At 42.4% G+C, this 23,755-nt stretch carries 18 protein-coding genes; 9 read left to right on the plus strand and 9 right to left on the minus strand.

The genetic code is table 11. From position 1 onward, the window contains the following. Window positions 1–20: 20 nt before the first annotated feature. The 7 genes from Q0625_RS01170 to rsmA all read left to right on the plus strand — a co-directional run bounded on the left by Q0625_RS01170 (window position 21) and on the right by rsmA (window position 5,114). The gene (locus tag Q0625_RS01170; protein ID WP_298823077.1) at window positions 21–1,088 is read left to right on the plus strand and encodes a beta-ketoacyl synthase N-terminal-like domain-containing protein; all 1,068 of its coding nucleotides are present in this window, start codon (window positions 21–23) and stop codon (window positions 1,086–1,088) included. Between the two features lie 79 nt (window positions 1,089–1,167). Continuing rightward, on the plus strand, window positions 1,168–1,770 hold the full coding sequence (locus Q0625_RS01175) for a superoxide dismutase (protein WP_298823078.1): 603 nt from the start codon (window positions 1,168–1,170) through the stop codon (window positions 1,768–1,770). A 75-nt stretch (window positions 1,771–1,845) separates the two neighbouring features. Next, window positions 1,846–2,604 (plus strand): energy transducer TonB, encoded by a 759-nt coding sequence (locus tag Q0625_RS01180; RefSeq protein ID WP_297973243.1) that lies wholly within the window; start codon window positions 1,846–1,848, stop codon window positions 2,602–2,604. A gap of 72 nt (window positions 2,605–2,676) precedes the next feature. Further along, window positions 2,677–3,306, plus strand: a complete 630-nt coding sequence (locus tag Q0625_RS01185) for an SCO family protein (RefSeq protein WP_298823079.1) — start codon at window positions 2,677–2,679, stop codon at window positions 3,304–3,306. Between the two features lie 67 nt (window positions 3,307–3,373). After that, window positions 3,374–3,763 carry an STAS-like domain-containing protein gene (locus tag Q0625_RS01190; RefSeq protein WP_298823080.1) on the plus strand — a complete coding sequence of 130 codons (390 nt, stop codon included), beginning with the start codon at window positions 3,374–3,376 and terminating at the stop codon, window positions 3,761–3,763. A 2-nt stretch (window positions 3,764–3,765) separates the two neighbouring features. After that, window positions 3,766–4,308 carry a PIN domain-containing protein gene (locus Q0625_RS01195; protein WP_298823081.1) on the plus strand — a complete coding sequence of 181 codons (543 nt, stop codon included), beginning with the start codon at window positions 3,766–3,768 and terminating at the stop codon, window positions 4,306–4,308. Window positions 4,309–4,322: 14 nt separating this feature from the next. Further along, window positions 4,323–5,114 carry a 16S rRNA (adenine(1518)-N(6)/adenine(1519)-N(6))-dimethyltransferase RsmA gene (gene rsmA / locus Q0625_RS01200; protein ID WP_298823082.1) on the plus strand — a complete coding sequence of 264 codons (792 nt, stop codon included), beginning with the start codon at window positions 4,323–4,325 and terminating at the stop codon, window positions 5,112–5,114. On the opposite strand, the gene fabG is transcribed toward rsmA, so the two are convergent. The 3 genes from fabG to frr all read right to left on the minus strand — a co-directional run bounded on the left by fabG (window position 5,111) and on the right by frr (window position 8,970). After that, on the minus strand, window positions 5,111–5,842 hold the full coding sequence (fabG, locus tag Q0625_RS01205; RefSeq protein WP_298823083.1) for a 3-oxoacyl-ACP reductase FabG: 732 nt from the start codon (window positions 5,840–5,842) through the stop codon (window positions 5,111–5,113). The genes rsmA and fabG overlap by 4 nt on opposite strands. A 102-nt stretch (window positions 5,843–5,944) precedes the next feature. Then, window positions 5,945–8,356: an alpha-ketoacid dehydrogenase subunit alpha/beta gene (locus Q0625_RS01210; protein WP_298823084.1), complete on the minus strand. Its 2,412-nt coding sequence runs from the start codon at window positions 8,354–8,356 to the stop codon at window positions 5,945–5,947. A 59-nt stretch (window positions 8,357–8,415) separates the two neighbouring features. After that, window positions 8,416–8,970, minus strand: coding sequence for a ribosome recycling factor (gene frr / locus Q0625_RS01215; protein ID WP_298823085.1), 555 nt, complete (start codon window positions 8,968–8,970; stop codon window positions 8,416–8,418). Between the two features lie 262 nt (window positions 8,971–9,232). Here frr and Q0625_RS01220 point away from each other — a divergent pair, with 262 nt between their 5' ends. Next, window positions 9,233–11,446, plus strand: a complete 2,214-nt coding sequence (locus Q0625_RS01220) for a GH32 C-terminal domain-containing protein (RefSeq protein ID WP_298823086.1) — start codon at window positions 9,233–9,235, stop codon at window positions 11,444–11,446. 24 nt (window positions 11,447–11,470) lie between these two features. Next, the gene (locus Q0625_RS01225; RefSeq protein WP_298823087.1) at window positions 11,471–12,349 is read left to right on the plus strand and encodes a carbohydrate kinase; all 879 of its coding nucleotides are present in this window, start codon (window positions 11,471–11,473) and stop codon (window positions 12,347–12,349) included. A 5-nt stretch (window positions 12,350–12,354) separates the two neighbouring features. On the opposite strand, the gene Q0625_RS01230 is transcribed toward Q0625_RS01225, so the two are convergent. The 6 genes from Q0625_RS01230 to Q0625_RS01255 all read right to left on the minus strand — a co-directional run bounded on the left by Q0625_RS01230 (window position 12,355) and on the right by Q0625_RS01255 (window position 23,738). Beyond that, the gene (locus Q0625_RS01230; protein ID WP_298823088.1) at window positions 12,355–12,939 is read right to left on the minus strand and encodes a hypothetical protein; all 585 of its coding nucleotides are present in this window, start codon (window positions 12,937–12,939) and stop codon (window positions 12,355–12,357) included. Beyond that, window positions 12,936–13,457 carry an isopentenyl-diphosphate Delta-isomerase gene (idi, locus tag Q0625_RS01235; protein WP_298823089.1) on the minus strand — a complete coding sequence of 174 codons (522 nt, stop codon included), beginning with the start codon at window positions 13,455–13,457 and terminating at the stop codon, window positions 12,936–12,938. The genes Q0625_RS01230 and idi overlap by 4 nt, the downstream gene beginning before the upstream one ends. 5 nt (window positions 13,458–13,462) lie before the next feature. Next, on the minus strand, window positions 13,463–14,011 hold the full coding sequence (locus Q0625_RS01240) for a DUF192 domain-containing protein (protein ID WP_298823090.1): 549 nt from the start codon (window positions 14,009–14,011) through the stop codon (window positions 13,463–13,465). Window positions 14,012–14,067: 56 nt separating this feature from the next. Then, complete coding sequence (gene menA, locus Q0625_RS01245; RefSeq protein WP_298823091.1) at window positions 14,068–14,967, minus strand: 1,4-dihydroxy-2-naphthoate octaprenyltransferase; 900 nt, start codon at window positions 14,965–14,967, stop codon at window positions 14,068–14,070. 10 nt (window positions 14,968–14,977) lie between these two features. Then, the gene (locus tag Q0625_RS01250) at window positions 14,978–15,937 is read right to left on the minus strand and encodes a type IX secretion system membrane protein PorP/SprF (protein WP_298823092.1); all 960 of its coding nucleotides are present in this window, start codon (window positions 15,935–15,937) and stop codon (window positions 14,978–14,980) included. A gap of 130 nt (window positions 15,938–16,067) precedes the next feature. Further along, window positions 16,068–23,738, minus strand: coding sequence for a T9SS type B sorting domain-containing protein (locus Q0625_RS01255; RefSeq protein ID WP_298823093.1), 7,671 nt, complete (start codon window positions 23,736–23,738; stop codon window positions 16,068–16,070). Window positions 23,739–23,755: the final 17 nt, after the last annotated feature.

Genomic DNA, 23,755 nt, shown 5'->3' on the forward strand with positions numbered 1-23,755 from the left:
CTCTCCAAAAACGTCCGCTTATGAGCAGAACTTTTATCAACGGCCTCTCATGTATCTCCGCCCAACCTTCCTTCTCAGGAGAATTCCCCAACAGTTTTTGCGAAAATGCTAAGGAAAATATCCTCTATGCTATGGAACCTCCATACAAAGACTATATTCCTCCTGCAGCCATTAGGCGTATGTCCAAAAGTGTGAAAATGGGCATGGTTGCCGCTTCTGAAGCCTTAAAGCAAGCACAACTTCCCTTGCCCCAAGCTATTCTCGTAGGCACAGGTATGGGCTGCTTACAGGACTCTGAAAAATTCCTAAAAACACTCTTGGATAACCAAGAGCAGCACCTCACTCCAACAGCTTTTATCCAATCCACCCACAATACAGTAGCAGGACAAATTGCCATCAACTTGCAGTGCAAGGGCATGAACCTGACGTATGTCAATGGAGCTTGTTCCTTCGAAAGCGCGCTATTGGAAGCCAAGATGCACATGGAGCAAGACCAACTACAACATATCTTAGTCGGAGGGATTGATGAGCATAGCCCACATACCACCTACCTATATGAATTAGCAGGGATTATCAAGGACAAAGCAACGCTCCCCTGCCCTATCTTGCAACCCAACACTTCTGGGATTCGCCTAGGGGAAGGGGCTACTTTCTTTGCACTCTCTGATACCTGTTCGGAGCAAACGGTAGCAGAACTGCTCAATGTGGAGATTCGTTACAGCCTAGCTCCCAACGAGATCGAAGCCTTCGTTAGCCACTTCCTTACCCAAAGCGGCCGTACCTTGACGGACATTGACCTTGTTATCTCTGGACGAAGTGAAAACCAAGAGGACAGACCTTTTTTTGATAGCTTTGATAACCTTTTCCCTTCCACTCCTATACTCATCTACAAGCACTTAAGCGGAGAGTTCTTCACAGCTTCTGCCATAGGAATGTATTTAGCTTGTAAGTATAACACCCTTGAGGGATTACCCTTTATATTACAGAGCTATCCTGAAAGGCAGCTACCAAGACCAGTCCAATATATATTACTATACAACCAATACTTAGGGAAAGAACACAGCTTAGTGTTATTAAGAAAAAAATAACAGCCCTTGTTGAAGAAATTCTTCGTTTGTATTGCTTTTTTTTATACTTTTGTACTTTATTACTAAAAAATAAATTTTTATGTCATTTAATTTACCTCAACTTCCTTACGCCTATGATGCTTTGGAGCCTCATATAGATGCGCGTACTATGGAAATTCACTACACCAAACACCACAAAGCCTATACTGATAATCTAAATAATGCTATCAAGGGGACTCCCCTTGAAGGAAAAACAATTGAGGAGATTTTACAGAACTTAGACCCAGAGAACAAAGCGGTTCGCAATAATGGGGGCGGGTATTACAACCACAATTTGTTCTGGCAAATCCTTACACCTAAGAAAACTACCCCTTCTGAAGAGCTCTCCAAAGCCATAGAAGCTGCCTTTGGTTCCTTTGAGGCTTTCAAGGAGGCTTTCTCCAAAGCTGCTGCTACCCAATTTGGTTCAGGTTGGGCATGGCTTGCGGTAGAAAAAGGAGGGAAAGTAGCTGTTTGTGCTACCCCTAACCAAGATAATCCGCTTATGTCCCACATCAAGTGTGGTACTCCTATCTTAGGATTGGACGTATGGGAACATGCCTATTACCTAAATTACCAAAATCGCCGTGCTGACTATATTGAAGCCTTCTTCAATGTTATCAATTGGGATAAAGTAAGTGAGCTGTATCACCAATATAAATAATTTTTTGCCAAAAAAATAAAATTGGCACAATTATTGATTATCACTTAAACACACGAAACCCCTAAAAAACTACCTATGAAACCCAAAAAAAACCCCAATGTAGACCTCAAGAAACGCGTAGGTTTATTTTTCTCTATCGGGCTTGCCATAGCTACTTTTGCCAGCCTCTATGCGATTAACTACAAATCCGTAGAAGAGGGCAAAAAGAAAATAGAATTTGACAAGCTGGAAGACCTTTCTGAAAACGTGCAAGACGTTGTCATGGAAGAGAATACACCTCCGCCACCACCTCCTCCTGAACCTGAAAAAAAAGTAGAAATTCCACCCGATGTGCTTAAGCGAGTAGATGATGATCAAAAGGTAGATACTGATTTCAAGTCCACCGATACTAATAAGGAAGAAGCTAGCAATGTAGCACCACCTAAAATCAACACCACGGGTGTACCAGGAGGTACAGGTACTGGTGATGACGATATTCAGGATGATGTACAGTTCTTCGCTATTGAGCAAAAACCTATGTTCGAGGAATGCAAGAATGTACCTAAGGAAGAACAAGAAAGATGCTTCAAAAAAGCCTTAGACGCTTTTGTAAGTAAAACCCTTGTATATCCTGAGACAGCTATGCAAATGGGCTCTCAAGGACGTGTTGTGGTACAGTTCCGTATCAAAAAGGACGGAAATGTAGAGGTAATCAATGCCCAAGGTAAAGATAAAATCTTAGAGAAAGAAGCCCGACGTGTGATTGAGAAGCTCCCAAGACTTATCCCTGGAAAACAACGTGAAAGACCCGTTGCGGTAATCTTCTCTTATCCTATCGTATTTAGACTAAACTAAGTAATAATTTCATCAGATAAGTGAATAGTGGAGGGCTCGCCTTTCACTATTCGCTTTTCATTTTTTTCAGTCATGGGGAAAAAACTAACCACTGTTTTATACATCTGCCTTACCATAGCCCTTTTAGCAGGTAGTGCATGGGGAATCCACGCTTTGAGAAAGCAAGAGACTCATGGGTTGTTTGTTGTGGGAAAAGCGCCTTCTTTCTGCTTCACTGACCAGCATAATCAGCCTTTCTGCGATCGAGATTTTAAGGGGAAAATATGGGTAGCGGACTTCTTCTTTACCTCCTGCCCCACCATTTGTCCTATCATGACCACGCACATGGTAGCCGTACAGAACGCCTTCCCTGACAACTCCATCGGTATTGCTTCTTTCTCCATAGACCCTGAAACTGATACCCCTGAAGTATTACAAGCCTATGCCCAAGAAAAAGGTGTACATTCGCCTCATTGGCATCTGCTTACAGGGAAAGAAGAAGACATCTATCGTACAGCCAATGAGGGGTTCAATATCTACGCCAAAGCAGGCAATACCCCCGAAAATTTTGAACATTCTGGACTCTTTGCCTTAGTAGATACCAAAGGGAATATCGTTTGCCGAAAAGAAAACGGCAAACCCATTCTTTTCTATAATGGCATGACCCAAGAAGGTATCACTATGCTCATAGAAGATATACACAAATTAATGACTAAAGACTAATGGATTAATGAAAAATATTTACTATCTTTGCCTACTAATAGCGGATTAACCCTCAATTTTTATTCGTATGGAAACTTTAGCCTTTATTTTTAAAAATGACTACACGCCTAAAACGACAGATGAAACACGTTTGCGCCTAAAAAATATCTTGCAGCATGACACTGCCATCACTTACGAAGATGGAGAGAAAGTATATGCGCTCATTTTTCAAGCCCTTACTGAGGAAAAGAAAGTTATCTTAGACTTCCAAGGCATTACTTTGGTGATTCCTGCTTTCCTACATGCTGCTATTGGTGAGCTTTATAAGGATTTTGATAGTGATTTTCTAAACAATCATTTGATATTAAAAAACATAGAAGGCACAAACAAAGTCCTTCTTGATATGGTAATAAAATATACAAAACAATATATCGCTGATCCTGAAGCCTTCGAAAGAGCTATTAAAAATACTTTTTAGCAATGTCTAATACTATTTACACTCAATTTGAATTTGAATCTGAATTCAAAAGTAACCAAACTTATTTCTTTGATAATAATATTTGGATTTCCTTATGTTCTCCCATTAACAATAACCCTAAGAAGCAAAGAAAAGTAAGTAATTTTCTATCAAAAATAGAACATCATAATTCTCAAATAGCTTTAGTCAGTCTTGTCATTAGTGAATTTACCAATACAACTATACGCTTTTACTTCAATTTATGGAAAGACCGTACTCAGAACTATGGGGCTGATTATAAGAGAGATTATAAACCAACTACAGATTTTCAGGATAAACTAACAGAGGTAAAATCATTGGTTAGATTTATATACCAACTGGATATTGTTGAAAAATACCCCGATAGCTTCAATGCTATAGCCCTTGATCCTATTATGGAGAACTTTCATATTGACTTCAATGACGCTTACTACCTTGAACTCTGTGCCAGAAATAATTGGATTTTAGTAACTTCAGATAATGATTTTGATAGTATAGACAAAGGGATTACCATTGTCAAAATTTAAAGCAGAAATAATATATGTCCCAAAAATCCTCCGTACAGCCCAAAAAACACTTAGGACAACACTTCCTCACAGACCTAAATATTGCCCAACAAATAGCGCAAACCCTCTCTCTGAATGGTTATGAGCGGATATTGGAGATAGGGCCAGGTACGGGAGTACTTACCCAATTCCTTTTAGAGAAAGATACAGAAACTTTTGTTATTGAGATTGATAAGGAATCGGTAGCTTACCTAGAAGCTTATTTCCCTAAGTTAAGAGGACATATCCTCTCCGAAGACTTTCTAAAGTTTGACATTGTCAATTATTTTGACAAGAAACCCTTTGCCATTATAGGGAATTTCCCTTACAATATTTCTTCTCAGATTGTATTTAAGCTTTTGGAGATTCGTTTTTTTGTACCTGAGTTTGCAGGTATGTTCCAGAAAGAAGTAGCAGAACGTATCTGTGAGGGACCTGGAAGCAAGTCCTATGGTATCCTCTCTGTCCTTACTCAGGCCTTTTATGAGACAGAATACCTATTCACCGTACCTGAACATGTATTTAACCCTCCTCCAAAAGTAAAAAGTGGGGTTATTCGCCTCAGGCGCAAGGAGGATTATAGCCTCCCTTGTGATGAAAAGACCTTTTTCTTAGTAGTAAAAACAGCCTTCGGTCAGCGCCGCAAGACTTTGCGCAACAGTCTCAAATCCTTCCTCTTGGAGCGCGAAGCCCTCAAGACAGAACCTCTGTTTGACAAGCGTCCTGAGATGCTCTCTGTTGCTGAATTTATCACCCTCACCCAGTGGTTGAGTGCGCCCCTTTCTTAAGAATAAATGCCTCCGTTGATATGGATTACCTCCCCTGTGATGTAACTTGCTTTCTCTGAGGCCAAGAAACTTACCAATTCGGCGACTTCTTGTGCCTTGCCAAAGCGCCCCATAGGAATAAGTTTACAGAGTTCTTTTTCATCCAATTCAGCGGTCATATCCGTCTGTATAAAACCAGGAGCTACAGCATTCACTGTGATATTGCGCTTGGCTACCTCTTGTGCCAGCGCCTTAGTTGCCGCCACTAAAGCTCCCTTCGCTGCAGAATAATTCACCTGCCCTGCTGTTCCTTTCACTCCTGATACGGAAGCCACATTGATGATTCGCCCTGTGCGTTGGCGTAGCATTTTTTGTAAGAAAAAGTGAGTTACATGGTAAAACCCGTCTAAGGTAGTTTTCAGTACTTTATCCCACTCCTCATAAGGCATCCACATAAATAACCCATCTCGGGTAATTCCCGCATTATTGACAATCACCTCTACTTGTGCTTCCTTATTAGCCTCTTGCCACTGGGAAAGTACTTGTTCGGTTTGCTCTTTATCTGTCACATCAAAACGAAGCAACTCACCTGTTCCTCCCAAGCGTTGAACACTTTCAAGCGTCTCTTGGGCGGCTTGCTCATTGCTTTGGTAGTTAATCAATATATGATAGGGGCTATCTACGGCTAATTTCTCACAAATAGCTCGTCCTATCCCTCTGGAACCTCCTGTAATAATTGCACACTTCATAAATAATTAATGATTAATGATTAATGCCAATAAAATTAATGGCATTAATCATTAATCATTATTGGCATTAACTGTTACCTTTTACTTTTTAACTGTTACCTATTACCTAAATTCAGGGTATTTAATAGGATTGATCTCATTCATAATCGCATATACCTTTTCAAACACATCCTCTACATTGGGTTTAGAGAAATAATCCCCATCGGAGGCATAGGCAGGTCGGTGCGATTTAGCAGTAAGTGTTTGTGGCTTGCTATCCAAATAGCGATAAGCATTCTGTTTTTCCACAATCTCCTGCATCAGATAAGCCGAAGCCCCTCCTTCCACATCTTCATCTACGATGAGTAGGTTATTCGTTTTCTGAACACTCTTCACTGTATCGTGGTTGATGTCGAAAGGAATCAGTGATTGAGCATCTATAATCTCAACGCTGATATCTACTTTATCAAGTTCTTTGGCTGCTTGCTCTACTATACGCAAAGTAGACCCATAGGAAACTACCGTTATATCACGTCCTTCACGGATGGTCTCCACTACCCCTATAGGTGTAGTGAATTCGCCCAAATTGCTAGGCATAAGCTCTTTTGTACGATAACCATTGAGACATTCCACTACGAAAGCAGGTTGGTTCCCCTTGAGCAAAGTATTATAGAAACCTGCTGCCTTAGTCATATTACGAGGCACTAGGAAATACACCCCGCGAAGGAAGTTAAGCAATCCTGCCATAGGTGATCCGGAGTGCCAGATACCTTCCAAACGATGACCTCGCGTACGTACAATCAAAGGGGCTTTCTGGTAGCCGCAAGTACGGTAGCTTAGTGTGGCCAAATCATCCGTAAGAGTCTGCAAGGCATAGGGGGTATAGTCTAGATATTGGATTTCTGCAATAGGTCTTAGCCCACGCATAGCCATACCTACTCCTTGCCCTATGATAGAGGACTCTCGGATACTGGTGTCATCTATACGGGTTACCCCATATTTTTCTTGCAGGCCTTCCAATCCTTGATTCACATCTCCTATCTTTCCTGTATCTTCACCAAAGGTAAGTAGGTTAGGATATTTGGCAAAAAGGGCGTCAAAGTTATCCCTAAGCACAATACGAGCATCTACCTCTGGAGCATCAGGAGCATACTCAGGGGCTACCTGTTGCACAAAAAGTGGATTCTTATCATCCTCACTATACAAATGGGAACTATAACGCTCTTGTAGCTTTTCAAGGATATCTCTGAGCCATTTCTTTAGATTCTCTGTAGGTGTATTCTCCTCACCTGCTGCATAGCGCAATACCTTGCGAGCGGTACTGACAATATCACGATACAGCGGCACTTCTATTTCAGCAAGCGCATCTTTCAGTTGAGAGATTTCAAGGCTATAGAAGCACTCTTTTTCCATCTCATAGATCAGATTAATCAGCTCTCGCTTGGCCGCTTTGATAGGAGTTATATATTCATTCCAAGCCTTATCTCTGGCATCTTTCACTTCTTTTTTAGCCTCTTCCTCTATGGCTTGTAGCTCGTTTTCGGAAGCGAAGCCTGTATCTATAAGCCACTTACGGAATTGTACATTACAGTCATATTCTCTTTCCCACTCAAGGCGTTCTTGAGATTTGTAGCGCTCATGAGAGCCTGAAGTGGAGTGACCTTGGGGCTGTGTAAGTTCAGTAACATGGATTAGGGAAGGTACATGTTCGGTACGTGCGAGGTTTCCTGCCTTGGCGTAAATCTCCATTAGGGAAGGATAATCCCACCCTTTCACTGTGTATATATCAAAGCCCTTATGATTGGAATCACGCTGGAATCCTTTGAGTGCCTCGGAGATACTTTCCTTAACGGTATGGTAGGAAGCCGGCACAGAAATACCGTAATTATCATCCCATACACTCATCACTACAGGCACCTGTAACACTCCTATTGCATTGAAGGCTTCAAAGAAAAGACCTTCGCTAGTACTTGCATTACCTATAGTTCCCCAAGCCACCTCATTTCCATTATTGGAAAAATTCTCACTATTGGGAATAGAAAGACTGCGGTATATCTTGGAGGCTTGAGCAAGTCCTACCAAGCGCGGGATCTGCCCTGCAGTACAAGACACATCACTGGCTGTATTGTATTGATCTACCAACCTCTTCCAGTTTCCTTGCTCATCAAGGCTATGGGTAGCAAAGTGCCCCCCCATTTGTCGCCCACCACTATGAGGTTCATGGGTGACATCATTATCTGCATAGATTCCTGCAAAAAACTGCTTAGGTGTGTATTCACCTATGGCTATCATAAAAGTTTGGTCTCGGTAGTAGCCACTGCGGAAATCTCCTTTTTGGAAAGCACGTGCCATAGCTATCTGTGGCAATTCCTTTCCATCTCCAAAGATACCAAATTTAGCCTTTCCTGTAAGCACTTCTCTTCGCCCAGCAAGACTACATTCGCGGCTGAGAACAGCTATCATATAATCCTCCAAGGCTTGTTTTCTAAGATCCTCAAGGGGCATACTTTTTAAAAAAGGGGTTGTTGTATCCATAAAAAATTAATTTTGTAAAACAAAGTCCAAAAGCTGGGTAAAATAATCAAAGTACCCTATCACACCTTAAGGATTTCTGCTTCCTTCTTAGCGAGAATTTCATCTATCTGCTTGATATACTTATCAGTAAGTTTCTGTACGCGTTCTTCTGCGTCTTTTTTAATATCATCAGAAGATTCTGTTTTCTTAATCTCCTTATTGGCCTCTTGGCGTGCATTACGCACCCCTATTTTTGCTTCTTCACTTTCGCCTTTGGCTTGTTTGACTAACTCCTTACGGCGTTCCTCTGTCAATGGCGGCACACTGATGATGATCACTTCCCCATTATTCATAGGATTAAAGCCCAGATTGGCAACCATGATGGCTTTTTCTATGACCGATAGCATGTTTTTCTCCCATGGCTGTATGCTAATGGTTCGTGAGTCAGGGGTATTTACATTGGCCACTTGCGCCAAAGGCGTCTGTGAACCATAGTAATCCACAAATATGCTTCCAAGCATCTGAGGAGAGGCCTTACCTGCACGGATATTGAGTAATGATTTTTCTAAGTGTGCTACAGAATCCTGCATAGCCTCTTTGGTGGTCTCTAAAATGAGATCTATTTCTTCGTTCATATCTGAGTTATTTTTTCACCTGTTTCAGCTGGCAAAGATACAAAATTAAAATCAAAAAGTTGTCAGTTTTTAGTTTTTAGTTTTCAGGTGTTTTCCGAAACTCAAAACTCAAAATTACATTTGGCTTTCAGGCGTTTACAAAAAAATTCTTTTTTTAAATAAAAAACACTAAAAAATTTATTTATTACAAAAAAATAATTACCTTTGACACAGCATAGCGCCTATCTCTGAAAAGACATATTTCCTCTTTAATTACAATACTATGAGAAAAAGTTTCTTATATAGTTCTTTTTCCTTATTAGCGCTGACGGCCTGCGACAATAAGGATAGCCTTATAATAGAAGATTTTGAATCTGGTTCTTTTGAAAATTGGACTATGGAGGGCGATGCCTTTGGTGGAACTCCTGAAAAAGGAGCACTTCCTGGACAACAGCCCCTAGTAGGCCTTGAAGGAAAGTTCCTCGCCAATAGCTTCCACAATGGGGATGACTCTCGTGGAACGCTCACCAGCAAGCCCTTCCGTATAGAGCGAGATTATATCAATTTCCTTATAGGAGGCGGCATGTCCCAAGACACCTATATAGAACTGCTTGTAAATGGACAGAGCGTCCATAAGACTCACAATCTTATAGAGAGTGAAACCTTACAGCTAATGAGCTGGGATGTAAGGGCTTACAAAGGTCAAGAAGCCACCCTACGTATCGTGGATAACCAGCGTGGCAGCTGGGGACATATCCTTGTAGATGCGATTGAACAAAGTAATCAATACAAAAGTAACATCATGGAAAACTATACCCTTTCTTATGATATTTCCAAGAAATATCTACTACTCCCTATTGAAGATAATGCCCCAGAAACCACAGTACAACTTCTAGTCAATGGGGAGAAAATAGGAATTGCACAGAATATCCGCCTTGCCAAAACTCATATCCAATATTGGCTTCCCTTATCGGTAGAGGCTTACAAAGGCAAAAAAATCAGCCTTGTCTTCGGGCAAGCTACCAAAAGTGATATAGGTATCAACCAGATAAAACCTTCAGATACTTTTGACTACAACTACCAAGAGACTTATCGCCCCAATTACCACTTTACGCCCCCCTATGGTTGGATGAATGACCCCAATGGCATGGTATATCACAACGGAGAATATCACCTCTTCTACCAATACAATCCCTATGGAGCACGCTGGGGCAATATGCATTGGGGGCATGCCGTAAGTGAGGATATGATTCACTGGAAGCACCTACCTGTGGCGATTGCTCCCGACGAATTAGGCGCTATTTTTTCGGGTAGTGCCGTGGTAGATAAGCACAATACCGCAGGCTTCGGCAAAGGGGCTATTGTAGCCTTCTACACTTCGGCTGGTCAGCAACAAACGCAATCCATCGCTTATAGCTTGGACAACGGACGCACCTTCACCAAGTATGCCCACAACCCTGTAATCCCGAACCCTGGTATAGAAGACTTCCGAGATCCTAAGGTATTTTGGTACGCTCCTCAGAACAAATGGATTATGTCCTTGGCTACTTCCCAGACTATCACTTTCTATACTTCCAAGAATCTCAAACAGTGGGAAAAACTCAGTGAATTTGGAGAAAATATAGGCGCCCATACAGGCGTATGGGAATGTCCTGACCTCTTCCCTCTTGTCTATGAGGGAAAAACCAAATGGGTGCTCTTTGTCAGCATCAACCCTGGTGGACCCAATGGAGGAAATGCTACCCAGTACTTTATAGGTGATTTTGACGGCACCACCTTTACCCCTGACTCACTCCCCTATCCACTATGGATTGATTACGGTCGTGACAACTATGCAGGAGTTACTTGGAGTAATATTCCTGAAAGTGACGGACGTAGGCTTTTCCTTGGCTGGATGAATAACTGGGATTATGGAAATGTCGTACCTACCCATAATTTCCGCAGTGCAATGACTCTCCCTAGAGAACTCCGATTAGCCCATAATGGCGAGCACTTGGTAGTGGCTAGCTTCCCTGTGAAAGAGGTAGGAGAGGAGAGAGAAGGGGCTTCTATCATTATGGACAAACTCACCGAAGACACCTTACATATAGGATCTGACTATTATAACAATGGCTATGTATTGAGCTTTACTATCAAACCTAATGGACTTTCAATATTTGATTTTACTTTGCAAAACAACAAAGGAGAAAAAATCATTTACACCTTTGATACTAATAAGAAGACTTTTATAGTGGATAGAACCCAAAGCGGACTCGCTGACTTTAGCAGCAACTTTGCTACCCCTCTTATCAAAGCTCCTCTTACCAAAAAGGACAGCTATACTATACATATATGGGTAGACAAGGCTTCTACTGAGGTGTTTGTCAATGGAGGAGAATTAGCTCAGACCAATATTGCCTTCCCTACTGAACCTTATAATCAATTAAAGTTCGATTTGAGGGGAAATATAGCCATCAGCGTAGATAATATCACCCTTTATAAGGTAAAACATGACTAAGTAATCACTTCAATTTATTCAATTATGAAAAATATTATCGTAGGATTGGGAGAAATCCTCTGGGATGTGTTTCCTGAAAGAAAGATACTAGGCGGAGCTCCTGCCAATTTTGCCTATCATATCTCCCAATTTGGGTTCAATGGCTATGCTGTAAGCGCCATAGGGAAAGACCTCTTGGGCAAGGAAATTTTGGATAGTTTAGAACAAAAAGGACTTAACCACTTAATCGAGAGCACCGATTTTCCCACAGGAGAAGTCAAAGTAAATGTAGATAACTGGGGAGTTCCCCAATACAAGATCTGCGAAGGAGTGGCATGGGACAATATCCCCTTTACTCCTGCCTTGGCGAATCTTGCCAAAGAAACACAAGTGGTATGTTTCGGTTCTTTAGCACAACGCAATGAAGTGTCTCGCGCTACTATTCATGCCTTTTTGGATGCTATGCCTAAGGATAGTCTCAAAATCTTTGACATTAACCTAAGACTCCATTATTACACTAAAGAAGTTATTGAATTCTCGCTTGAAAAAGCCCATATCCTCAAAATAAATGACGAAGAAGTAGTAAAAATAGCGCAACTCTTCGGATGGGAAGGTACAGAAAAGGAGATTTGCAAGCAATTACTTAGCAAATACCAACTTGATATTCTAATCCTTACCAAGGGAACCGAAGGTAGTTGGGTATTAACCCCCAAAGAAGAATCTTTCTTGCCTACTCCAAAGATTACCATTGCTGATACGGTAGGGGCTGGAGATTCCTTTACTGCTGCCTTTATTGCTTCTCATCTTCATGGACGCTGCCTAGTAGCCTCCCACCAATTAGCGGTAGAGGTTTCCGCTTATGTATGCCAGCAACATGGTGCCATGCCTCGCCTTGCTGATGCTCACTTGGAATTATTCAAATAAGCACCTTATTTTTTACCTTTTTTTATTCGAACAAGAATAAGAATCACAGATAGGAGAAAGGTAAAAATAGCCGTGCCTATAATCCAATATTGCAAGCGGAGAGAACTTTCCTCCATTTGCTGTAGAGAATAAGGTATGCCAAAAATGATTTCTTCGGCTGAGAAGAAAAGCAACCCAAAAAGTAGGAATACCACTTGCGACCGCTTGAGTATCTCTATCACTTCTTTCTGTAACAGCATATCATAAAGAAGAAATAGGAGTACAGAAAAGAGAATAGGCGCTGTAAAAATAGAAAAATTATGGGTAAGTATCGCAAACAGATAAGCGGCAAAGATAAGATAATTAACGACTCTTGGGATTTTCAGGTACCAGAGAAATATCAAGAAAGCAAATATTATATAGTAGAATGGGAATAGTATAATGAGCACCTCTTGGTAATTCTCTCCTAGATCTTGTTCCATGTATCCCAAAAAATCATTGCTGTATAGGAAAAGATACCAAGAAAGCATAGCCAAAAAGGCAAATATTACTTGTATTCTATATTTTCGCTTTAAGGATACATCCTCTATATGTGGAACTGGAAGTTTCATTGCTTATCTAAAAGGTAGTGATAGAATTTTTCAAAGATAATCTTGAACCAGGCTGTATATTGCTCTGGTGCCTGCAGAATATCCTCTTTGATAGCTTCTAAGGAAAGCCATTTCCAAGAAGCTACTTCTTCAGGATTTATCTGAGGTTGAGCATCACTATAACCCACCAATACATGGTCATATTCATGCTCAGTAAGCCCATTGTCAAAAGGGGCTTTGTATATAAAAGAAAAGACCTCCTCAAGAGGAACCTGCATCCCCATTTCCTCCTGTAAGCGTCTCTCCCCTGCTTGCAGATTCGTCTCGCCTGCTCTAGGATGGCTACAGCAGGTGTTTGTCCAGAGATTGGGAGAATGGTATTTGCAAGAGGCTCGTTGTTGCAAGAGTACTTCTTGTTTGGAATTGAATATAAAAACTGAAAACGCTCGATGCAGGAGTCCCTTCTCGTGCGCTTCCATTTTCCCCATAAGCCCTATAGGCTCATCCCTTTCATTGACTAAGATAACTTGTTCTTCCATAAGTATCAATCAATGAGTGATTCAAAAGTCATATGATCTCCCTTGGCAAGTCCTAGTTTATCGGATAGCCCTCCATTGATCTCCAGCACATACATGGCATCTCCTTCCGAAGGGCGTGAAGTCTCTGAAAGAGGCTCTGCATTCTTAGCAATACTTACGATTTCTTTTTCCTTATTCAAATAGATGATATCCAAAGGAATATAAGTGTTGTGCATCCAGAACGAACGTGGTTTCTCCTCGTGGAAGACAAAGAGCATCCCTTGGTTCTCTTTCATTGATTTTCGGTACATCAGTCCCAATTCTGTTTCCTGTGCAGTACGAGCAAACTCTATTTCAAAAGTTTTGATAAGGGTACCATCTTCCTTGTAAAAAGAAAGATTCCCTTCATGCTCAAAAGGAGGTTCATATTCCTTTATTTCTTCTGGTGTAATGATTTGTTGAGGAAGGTTATCTGAACTTCCTTGTCCAAAAAAATAGGGAAGTATCATGGCTAAAGCAACCAATACAAGCCCCCCCATAAGGATATTAGTAAAATGTTTTCTAAAAAAATCCACTTATAATAATTATTAATTGTTAATTGTCAATGGTTAATGCACTGTGTCATTAGTCATTATATAAGTTTTCCCACAAAGAATAAAACACTCATCAGAAAAGTAGAGAGTGCGACTACCTTCAGTTGGGAATCAAAAGCCCTAGGCTCTTTTACAGCTCTTACATAGAAAAGATGAAACACCAAGGGCACAAAAGCTATGATATACAATGCCTTATAACGAAACTCAAAGGAGAGTATTGTATAGAGCATCATAAGACACATAGCTACAATAATAAGCAAATAATGATAATACTTGGCTAAAGAAAAGCCTATTTTTACAGGAATAGTATGCTTACCCATCTGCTTGTCGTTCTCTATATCACGCATATTATTGAGGTTCAAAACCCCCATACTAAGCATACCACAAGCAGAAGCAGGAAGCAATACAAGGGCATCAAAACACTGCGTATAAAGCATATAAGACCCCATTACGCTTACCCAGCCAAAAAAAATGAATACAAACACATCGCCTAAGCCCTTATACCCATAAGCCGACTTGCCTACTGTGTAACGAATAGCGGCAAAAATAGCAGCTCCACCCAACAGGGTAAAAATAAGCGCCAATCCCCATTGCTCCCTAAAAGAGAGCACAATGAGTGCAAGTGCTGAAATAGCCGAGAGTACAGCCGTTACCACTACCACTCGCTTCATTTCCTCAAGTGACATAGCTCCCGTTTGTATAGCTCGTTTGGGACCTATACGATGCTCATTGTCTGTTCCTTTTTGAGCATCTCCGTAGTCGTTAGCATAGTCAGAAAGCACTTGGAACAACACAGTAGTAAGCAAGGCTAAGAGAAAGATATCCCAGCGAAAAGCTCCTTGCCCATAAGCAATAGCTGAGCCTAGTATAATCCCAGACATGGAAAGCGGCAGCGAGCGCAAGCGAGCTGACTGATATAAGCTATGGAATGTAATCACAATAATGTTATTATCTTTCAGTACAGTTACAACCACCGATACCTTGGAACATGTCTATACCGAGGGTAATCATGTGGGTACCTGAGTTATAGGAGCGTATAGCGTTTAGGTTAAGACCGTAGCCATAAGCGAAGTAAAATACGCCTTTCTTAAGCCCTAACATAGGTCCCACACTCAGTGGCTTGAACACCTGATCATTGATAAGACGAACCGTAGCTCCTGCCCAGTAATAGTCCTCATAATCAAACCAACGGAACTTCAGATTCACATCCGTTATAGAACGACCATCCCCCTCTAAGTATTGCGCAAAAACTGAAGGTTCCAACTCCCAGTTGCTACTAGGATTCTTCTTATAACGATAACCCGCATAAAGGTTGTAATTCCTCAAGTTCGTAGGCTCCTTGATATCAAACATCTCCTTGCTCTTATTTAGGATATTAGTAGCCGAAAGACTCGCAAATATCCCCTTATAGCGGTAGAGTACACCCACCTCAAAGTTATGGTTGATCGTAGAACGGTTATCCGTTACCCCCAAGTCCGCCATAGGACGTCCCGCATCGGTGAACTTGTCTATGTCTATACGAAAAGAATTCACTATATATGAGATACCAAACGACACAAAATGACTGTCATAACTATCCAATGTCAAGTGGTGAGAGAAAGTGAACTTACCACCCATCTGCTTGGTGTAGCCATTACGGTCGTTATACAAGGACAAGCCCAATCCACTGCGGTTACCCAATCGCATATCTCCCGATAAGCTCTGGTAATCAGGTGCCTCCTTAATACCTACCCATTGGCTAGTAGCCGATAGGCGCACTCGTACATTGTTCCCTATACCCGCATAAGTGGGCATAATCAAAAATTCACTGTCGGCTAAGTACTGATTCCCCGCAGGTAACTGCAATTCTTGCCCAATCACACTCGGCATGCCAAATAGCACACATATGTATAACGCTAGTTTTTTCATTATTCCTTTTTTAATTCTTTTAGTTGTCAGTGGTCAGTGGTTAGTAGCTAGTGGTTAGTTTTTAGTTGTTAGTGGTTAGTTACTAGTGGTTAGATACTAATTACTAACCACTAAGAACTAATCACTCTTTCTATCTAAATAGTGTAAAGTGTCCTTTGAACTCTCTTTGATCATTTTCTTCACCCAAGGTGATGATATACCAGTAGTCGCCCGTTGGTAGTGCCTTACCATTGTAAGTACCATCCCAAGTATCTCTATTGGTGAGTTCCTTGAGCAAGCGACCATAACGGTCATAGATCTGAGTGAGGATATTTGGATACTGCTGGATATTACGTGGTGACCATGTGTCATTCTCTCCATCTCCGTTAGGAGTAAAGAAACGTGGTATTTCTATATCTACATAATCCACATAGAATACCTCTTGAGCCGTACAACCCTTGCTATCCTCTACCTTCGCCTCTATTCGCTTCTTAAGCTTATTATCGCTCGGATCCACTCCCTCTGGGTCTTGTACGCGTACTATATAAGTACTTTCATTACCCTTATGTACCCCATTGAAGTAGAATACATAATCCGGTACCCCATTCTTTCCTAAGAGTCTTAACTCATTAAGTCCTGGTACAGTCGATGGGTCTTTGATCAAGCTTAACTTCTCTACCACTGGTATTACCACCGGATTGGTTTCTCCCTCACATGTGGTGGAAGCATCACTATAATAGAGCTTAATTGTCTGTGGCAAAGACGATGGTTTCACACTGGCATGACTGCGGTTGATTCTCACCTGCGCTCCCTGACCTGAGCCTGTAGCAAAGGCATGGCGCGTAGTGCCTCCATCAAAGGAGTAACGCATCTTAGCATAATCCACCGTAGCATCATCAAAGGTGATCACTACATTACCATCATAAGCATTATCTGAACAGGTATCCTCATAAGCAGCCTTCACAGTTAAGTTCGGTGCTGCCGTCAAGGAGAACAAGTCTGAGGCTCCTGGACACTGCTTACCATCACTAGCTCTTACACGGTAGTTTACCCCTGGGGTGAGTCCATTGATCGTATATGGCAACATGCTTGTCCTTACATCTGGGTAAGTCTTCACTACCACATCCGTATCTGCCTCTACCAATTCTAAGCTATAAATAAGCTCCGCTGGTGTACCCGATGGTGAACCCTTAGGTACTGTTGGCGTTCCTCCAGTTACATTTACCTTCACATGTCCTGTATCTCCATAACATACTAGGGCTGAAGCATCTGTCTTAGTTACTTTCACCTCTGGTGGGTTGGCTATGGTAAATTGTTGTTCCTTAGTACAGTTCCAACGATCTCTTACCACCAAGGTATAGTTACCCGCAGGCAAATTAAAGAACTCATTGCTAGTCTGTAATGGACGTATCGCACCTCGCTCTGAGTGGTACAACTCATAATAGTACGTTGTCTTAGGCTGTGCTGCTGTCGGATCATCATAAGCACCTCCTCGTGTATTCTCTATCTTCAAATAAGCATCTTCCACACCCTTACAAGATACCATCGGTATCACTGGCGGATCATAGTCTATCGGATCTGGCTTAACCACATCTTTCACTACCTGTTGGAAGGTCTGATCACAACCCCAAGCATCTTCTATTCGGAAGTCAAACTTCGCTCCTGGTGCATTCGCTCCCGGTACTCCCGTGAAGAGCCAACGGTTATATACCTCTTGTGCTACCTGCGTATGGCCATTGTCACCTGTCATGGTAATCTTATAAGGTACTACCCCTCCTACAACTTCTATCGATATCTCTCCACTACCTGTCGCACTACAATCATCTGGCACCTTCAACTTCGCTGTTACAGCTATTGGCTGATCTGCCTGACGTATGGTAAAGTTCGCCGGTATCTTCGTTACACAGCCTGTACTGGTTGAGGTAGCCACCGCTGTATAAGCTCCATAAGGCAATGTGCTAAAGTCCACTGTAGCTTGTCCTGTTGGTGCTGTTACTCGTTGGGTATAAGCAGGATCTGTAATACCTGTTATATCCACTACAAAGCCTTGAGTGGCTTGATCCACGCCTCCACTATTTTCCAAGTCTAAGTCCGCCAAAGTGAAGGTGATCTGTCCTGTATTGTCTCCATAACACTTCACCGGTTTCTCTAAGGTCGCTGTCAAGGAGAATGTATTCGGATCTTGTACCTTATATGTATCTCCATACACCACACAACCTGTTTCCTCATTGGTAGCTACCACCGAGTAGTTACCCATAGGTACACCTGTGAAGGTATGACTCACCGTAGCTGTTCCTGATCCCGCTGTAATTATCTGACTCTGGTGAGAGCCATCTGCTACATTTCTTAGCGATAAGCTAATACGTACATCCTTGGTCGGTACTGGAGAGAGGGTAGCTGATACCGCTATATCTTCTCCGGCATTACAAGTGATATCCTTCACCTCCGTAGCGGTTACTTGTGTAACTTTTACAAATGGATCTATCGCTCTATCGGCTGGGAATGCAAAGGTTTTAGGTGAACAACTATATTGTGCATCTGCTACCTGTAGGGTATAAGTTCCTCCGGCTTCATCATCTATACTGAACTTAGGCTCTAGAAGGTCTATATTACCCGTCACTGGAGTACTTCCCTTGAGTAAGGTAAAGCGATACACACCACTACCTCCCGTTACTGCCGTAACTGGTAACTCAAGCTTAGCTACCAACTCCTGATCTGCACTACACTTGAACTGAGTAGCCTGAGATTGCGTCATATCAGCCGTTATTTCCTTCACTCCATAGATCTTCACCTCTGCTGTTGCCTTACATCCGTTGGCTCCTTCCACCTCTATAGTGTAGATCACCCCTCGCACATGTCCGTACAAGCCCTTGAAGGTTACCTTACGACCTGATGGATCTATCGTTACCTTCGCATTGCTAGCAGTAACATTTGTATAATGAGTCAATGAAGCCGCAGCTAAAGTAATCACTGTATTATCATCCGCATAACGGGCTTCCTTCACTGTATATTTCATAGGCAGCTGGGTCTCTGGTGAGGCCAAGAATGTGGCCATACCTCCACCATCTACCTCTCCTAATTCCGCATTTGGATTGAAACACTTAGAATCAGCATAGGTTTGCAAAAGCAATATCGGTAATACCTTCTCCCTTACAGTAACTGTACGAGAGAATGGACAGTCTGGATACTTCACATCCACAATCTCTAACCTATATTTACCTGCCTCACTCACTGGTATAGTAAAGTCTGCAGTAGATCCCAATGATGTATCATTCACTACCACTACATCACTTCCTGTTACCTCTCTTAGAAGTCGGTAGACATAGCTATGTGCTGGGATAGTCACATTGGTTATATTCGTTATCTTTATCTCTCCATTGCCCGCGCTACCTGATTGACAGGTAATAGGCTTACTTACTGACAAGTTAAAGGCTGGCTTACCAGTGAAAAGAAGCTGTGCGGTATTGTCTGATGGACATACATTCTGATCATAAACCTTGATCTCACGAGCTGAAGCATCAGCATATGCCCTAAAGATACGTCCTACATACACCCCTGGACTCTCTTCTACAATCGGTAAAGGTTGTTTAGCCGATTCTACGCCTCCGGCAGGCTTGATTGTGTAATAGTGTAAGCCTCGACCTACCTGACTCAATTTCACCAATACGGTATATTCCGTACCTGGTACACATAAGTTCTCTATCTCTACACTGTCTATGTGTGGTGTCTTATCTTCCTTGATATCCACCTGTTGGCTTACATGACAGTCATTGGCATCTCTCACATGTACATACCATGTTTGCTGACCTGGTGGTGATGGGGTTACTACCTTTATCTTCTTATCAGCCGTTTCAAAGGTCTTATCCAACACTAACTCAGGGCTGTTGGTCGTTACTATCTCTGCCTCACCCCAACTTGTCCTCGGATCTGTATTTGATGTGGTGATCGTATAACGATAAGGTGGCGTACCTTCCTTCACCTTGATTCGTACCTGTGCCGTAGCATTACAAGAAGCATTCTTGATAAGCTCTACATCTACCATCGCTAGTGGCTGTGGTGATTTGTTGACCATAAAGTTCTTACTGCCTATCACACAGTTCGGAAGCGCATTGTTCTTTACCAAAAGTACATAACGCTTACCTTCTTGTACCCCTGAGGTTATTGTTTGAAGAATATCTGCCTTACCTGCAGTCACTCCCGCACTTCCGTTGGCTATACGACCTGCAAGTGGTGAATTAGCTATATTCAATGGGTATGGATAGAGTTCCCAATCTATACTTGTCACTCCTGTCAATCCTGTTACGGTGTAATCCAATCTCAATTCCGTTCCACAAAGGTTCGGTTTGCGATTCTCTGTAATTGGAGCCGTAAATACAGGGTGGTTCTCTGGCTTAACTATGGTTATACAACCTCTATAGTTAGCTACAACAGAGTAATCTATACCTGCTTGTAAATCTATCTCTACCGTTACCTTCTTATTGTTTCCTGTTCCTGAGGTCTGATAAGAAGCCGTAGGTACCCACTGCTGTGCTCCATGTGCAAGCCCTGCATCATAAATAGCCAATCGTAATTGGGTCTCATCTATGGCAGCTCCGTCTTCTCTGAACTCGAATTTTACTCTATTCGTGTTACAGTTTATTACGGTCTGTGATACACGCTTCACCTTCAAGGACGTACCATCAATACGTATCTTAGCGCCTTCTACCATACAGCCTGTGCTGAGGTTTACCACCGCTGGATAGTAATCTCCCTCAAGAAGGTTTTCAAAAAGGAATGTTCCTGAAGTACTATTAGTAAAGTCCTCCTTAGCTGCCTTGGCACCACTGTTAGGATGCATCTGTGCCAAACCTATCAGATTACCACCATTATCCTTTCTATATAAGCCCAAACGATAGTTGCTTAACAAAGTAGTGCTAAAGGTAAGTCTTACTTCCCCTAACTTACTAACCAAAGTCTCACAACGAACATCTTTCTTATCTGAAACATTAAGTGTTGGAGCTGGCTTCTCTGTTACCTCTACCAATTGGTATGCCTTACAATCCTTCGCATCTGAAAGCTCTACTAAGTAGTAACCCTTGGCAAGTCCTTGACCATTCCATTTGGCGGCTGCAAGCGCATTTCCCTTAGTGCCTGATGCATCTGATTCGTATATCTTTATCGTATAAGGGGCTACCCCTTTGGTTCTATCTATCGCAGTCTCTATAGGTAGGTATACTGAGCCATTGAATACTCCTATTACCCCATCTGATGAGCCCGCACAGTTGATCTCACTGCCCGATAACCCTGGTGAGGCTATAAAGGATGGTATCTCAGCTACCACTTCCTCTGAGGTGATTTGCTCACAGCCTCTAGCATCTGTCACACGGAAGTGATATACCCCTTGTGTCTTTATCGTAACTCCATACTTGGTTATTGCTCCCACATTAGGCGTACCAAAGACTACATTACCTCCATCATTGTCCGACATCGGATTATAACCCATTGGATCAGAGGCTTGACCTCCACGTTTCCACTCTACTGTATATCCTCCCGATATCTTCGTTCCTCCTTTGACTGCTATCTCTATAAATTCTTGTGCATTTTGTGCACATTTAAATTGGTTATCTGAGGTATGTCCTACTTCCAATGCATCACTAATGGTGATTTCTATCGGTGCAGGTAACTTACATCCTAAGCGGTCTCTTACTTGTATCTTATAAGCGTTCGCTCTTGGTGCCAAACCATCAAACTCATATTGAGTCGGGTTGGCTGGATCACTTAACCAATTATTATTTCCATCAAGCTCAAATTCATAGCCTCCATTACCTGTAAGCGCCTCTACCATAATGGTTCCTGTACCACTCGGTGCCAAGCACAACGTACCATTGGCAGTAGCAGTCACCTCTATCTTCGCTGGTACATAATAGGATACCTCTGGAGTCAAACAGCCATTGGCGTCTTTTACTCTGAATCGGTAAGTCATGTTATCTACCAAACCTTTACCTTCCCCTACATTACCTGTCCAATCAGCAGCAGTTGTTATATCCACAAAGTCTGGATCCGATGGCTTCTTCGCCTGCAAGGTGTATGACCCATTTCCATTGATTACCTTCACCGTAGCTCCCGCTGTAAGATAAGGTGCCACACAACCCTTAGGATTGATCGTAAGGTCTTCTATCTCCATCTGTGGTATATCCACTACCGTAGCCCTATCACTGGTACTTACCTGACAATAGCTACCATCCGTATCTATCATACGTATATTTAAGGTATGAACACCTATGGGAGCTTCTATCTCTAACTTATCAGTGCCTACCAATGGCGTGGTTCTAAAGGCTCCTCCTGAAAGCTGGTAGGTATAGGTACTACCTGCCTTAGGATTGCTTAGCTTCACATAAATCTTTCCATTGCCTCCATGACACTTAGGTGGTTCTACTTGAGTGATCGTAGCCGAGAAACCTCGGTTAGGAACTACCTGTACCGAAATAGATTCTCCTACCTGGCAGGTCTCCGTAGGCTGGGTTGCCTTGATGTTATCCAAGCCCACTACCGCATTGTTCACCATCGATTCTATGATCAAACGTACCTTATCCTTCTGGTTGAATCCTATAAGCTCGTCAAAGGTCACCTCGCCTTCCTTCCAGCCTTCTGACTGTGTCGCCGCTGGTAAGGTCTTAGAAAAACGTGTCGCTCCTCCTCCCGATGGATTCTCTACCTCTAAGGTTACCTTAAGTGGTACACTAGAGGCTGCCAGATGGTTCTTTCCTAAGTTGATGTATCTGAACTTCACCGTCATGGTGCGCAACTTCACTACATTCTCTATGTCTTTTACATACAACTGCATGTTGCCCGGAGCTGCATGTATCGCATAGTAACGACCTGTACCCGCTTCACTGCGGTATGTCGCACTGCTTGGCAATTGCTTGGTCAATACATGGGTACCCGCTACCAAAACTCCTGTTGCCTTGGCTGATCCTATACCCACTGGCGCTCCATCACTATCATCCAATCGTTCCAAATCACCAAAGGTGGCATTGTACAATTCATTAATAGGATGTGTACTTGGCTCTTTATAGAAAGCACGTACCACATAAGGTGCTGCCTTGCCTGTCAAACCTGTATAGCGGATGCCATCTCCTGCATTTGGAGTCTGGCGTGCGCCTCCATCTAAACTATATTCATAGGTATAAGTCTTGCCCGTTGGTGTAGTTGGCGTTACCGTAAAGCTACCATTACCTCCACAGTCATAGGTAACTGGTGTAGCCGTAAGTGTTGGCTTCACTAACGCTTTCTTAGCCATTACCTCAAACTCTGCTATACATCCATTGCCATCCTTTACATATACCTTTATCTTAGGATTCGCTTCACTACCTCCATCCACATAGAATTCTCTAGTGGTAACATAACCGTTTGCTCCAGAAGTAGACATAAAGCTATATCCAGGTCTACCTCCTCTGACCCAGTTCACTCGCAAGAGGAACTTGCCATTGTTGGTACAACTGTTGTCCTTCACCACTCCTATAGATGCTTCTATAGGCTCTGGAGAGGTTACCTCTACATCTCGCTTCACCACACAACGTATGTTACCCACTCTGGAATGCTCATAGCTAAGCTCTACCCTATACTTTCCTGCTGCTAAGTTGTTGAACTCTCCTGTAGCATTCGTCTTCGTTGGGAAGCTAGTATCCTCCGTACCATCTGTCTTGTACTTGAAGAGTTGTATCTTCGGATTTGGTACCGTAGGATCCAAGAACTTAGCGGTAATCTTTCCTGCAGGCTGACTCGCACAAGTAAGCGCAGTGGCTTGTACCTCTACCGCAAACTTCGAGGTCTGACCTACCAATACTTCATTGGTAAGCG

The organism is uncultured Capnocytophaga sp. (assembly GCF_938029845.1).
GTDB lineage: Bacteria > Bacteroidota > Bacteroidia > Flavobacteriales > Flavobacteriaceae > Capnocytophaga.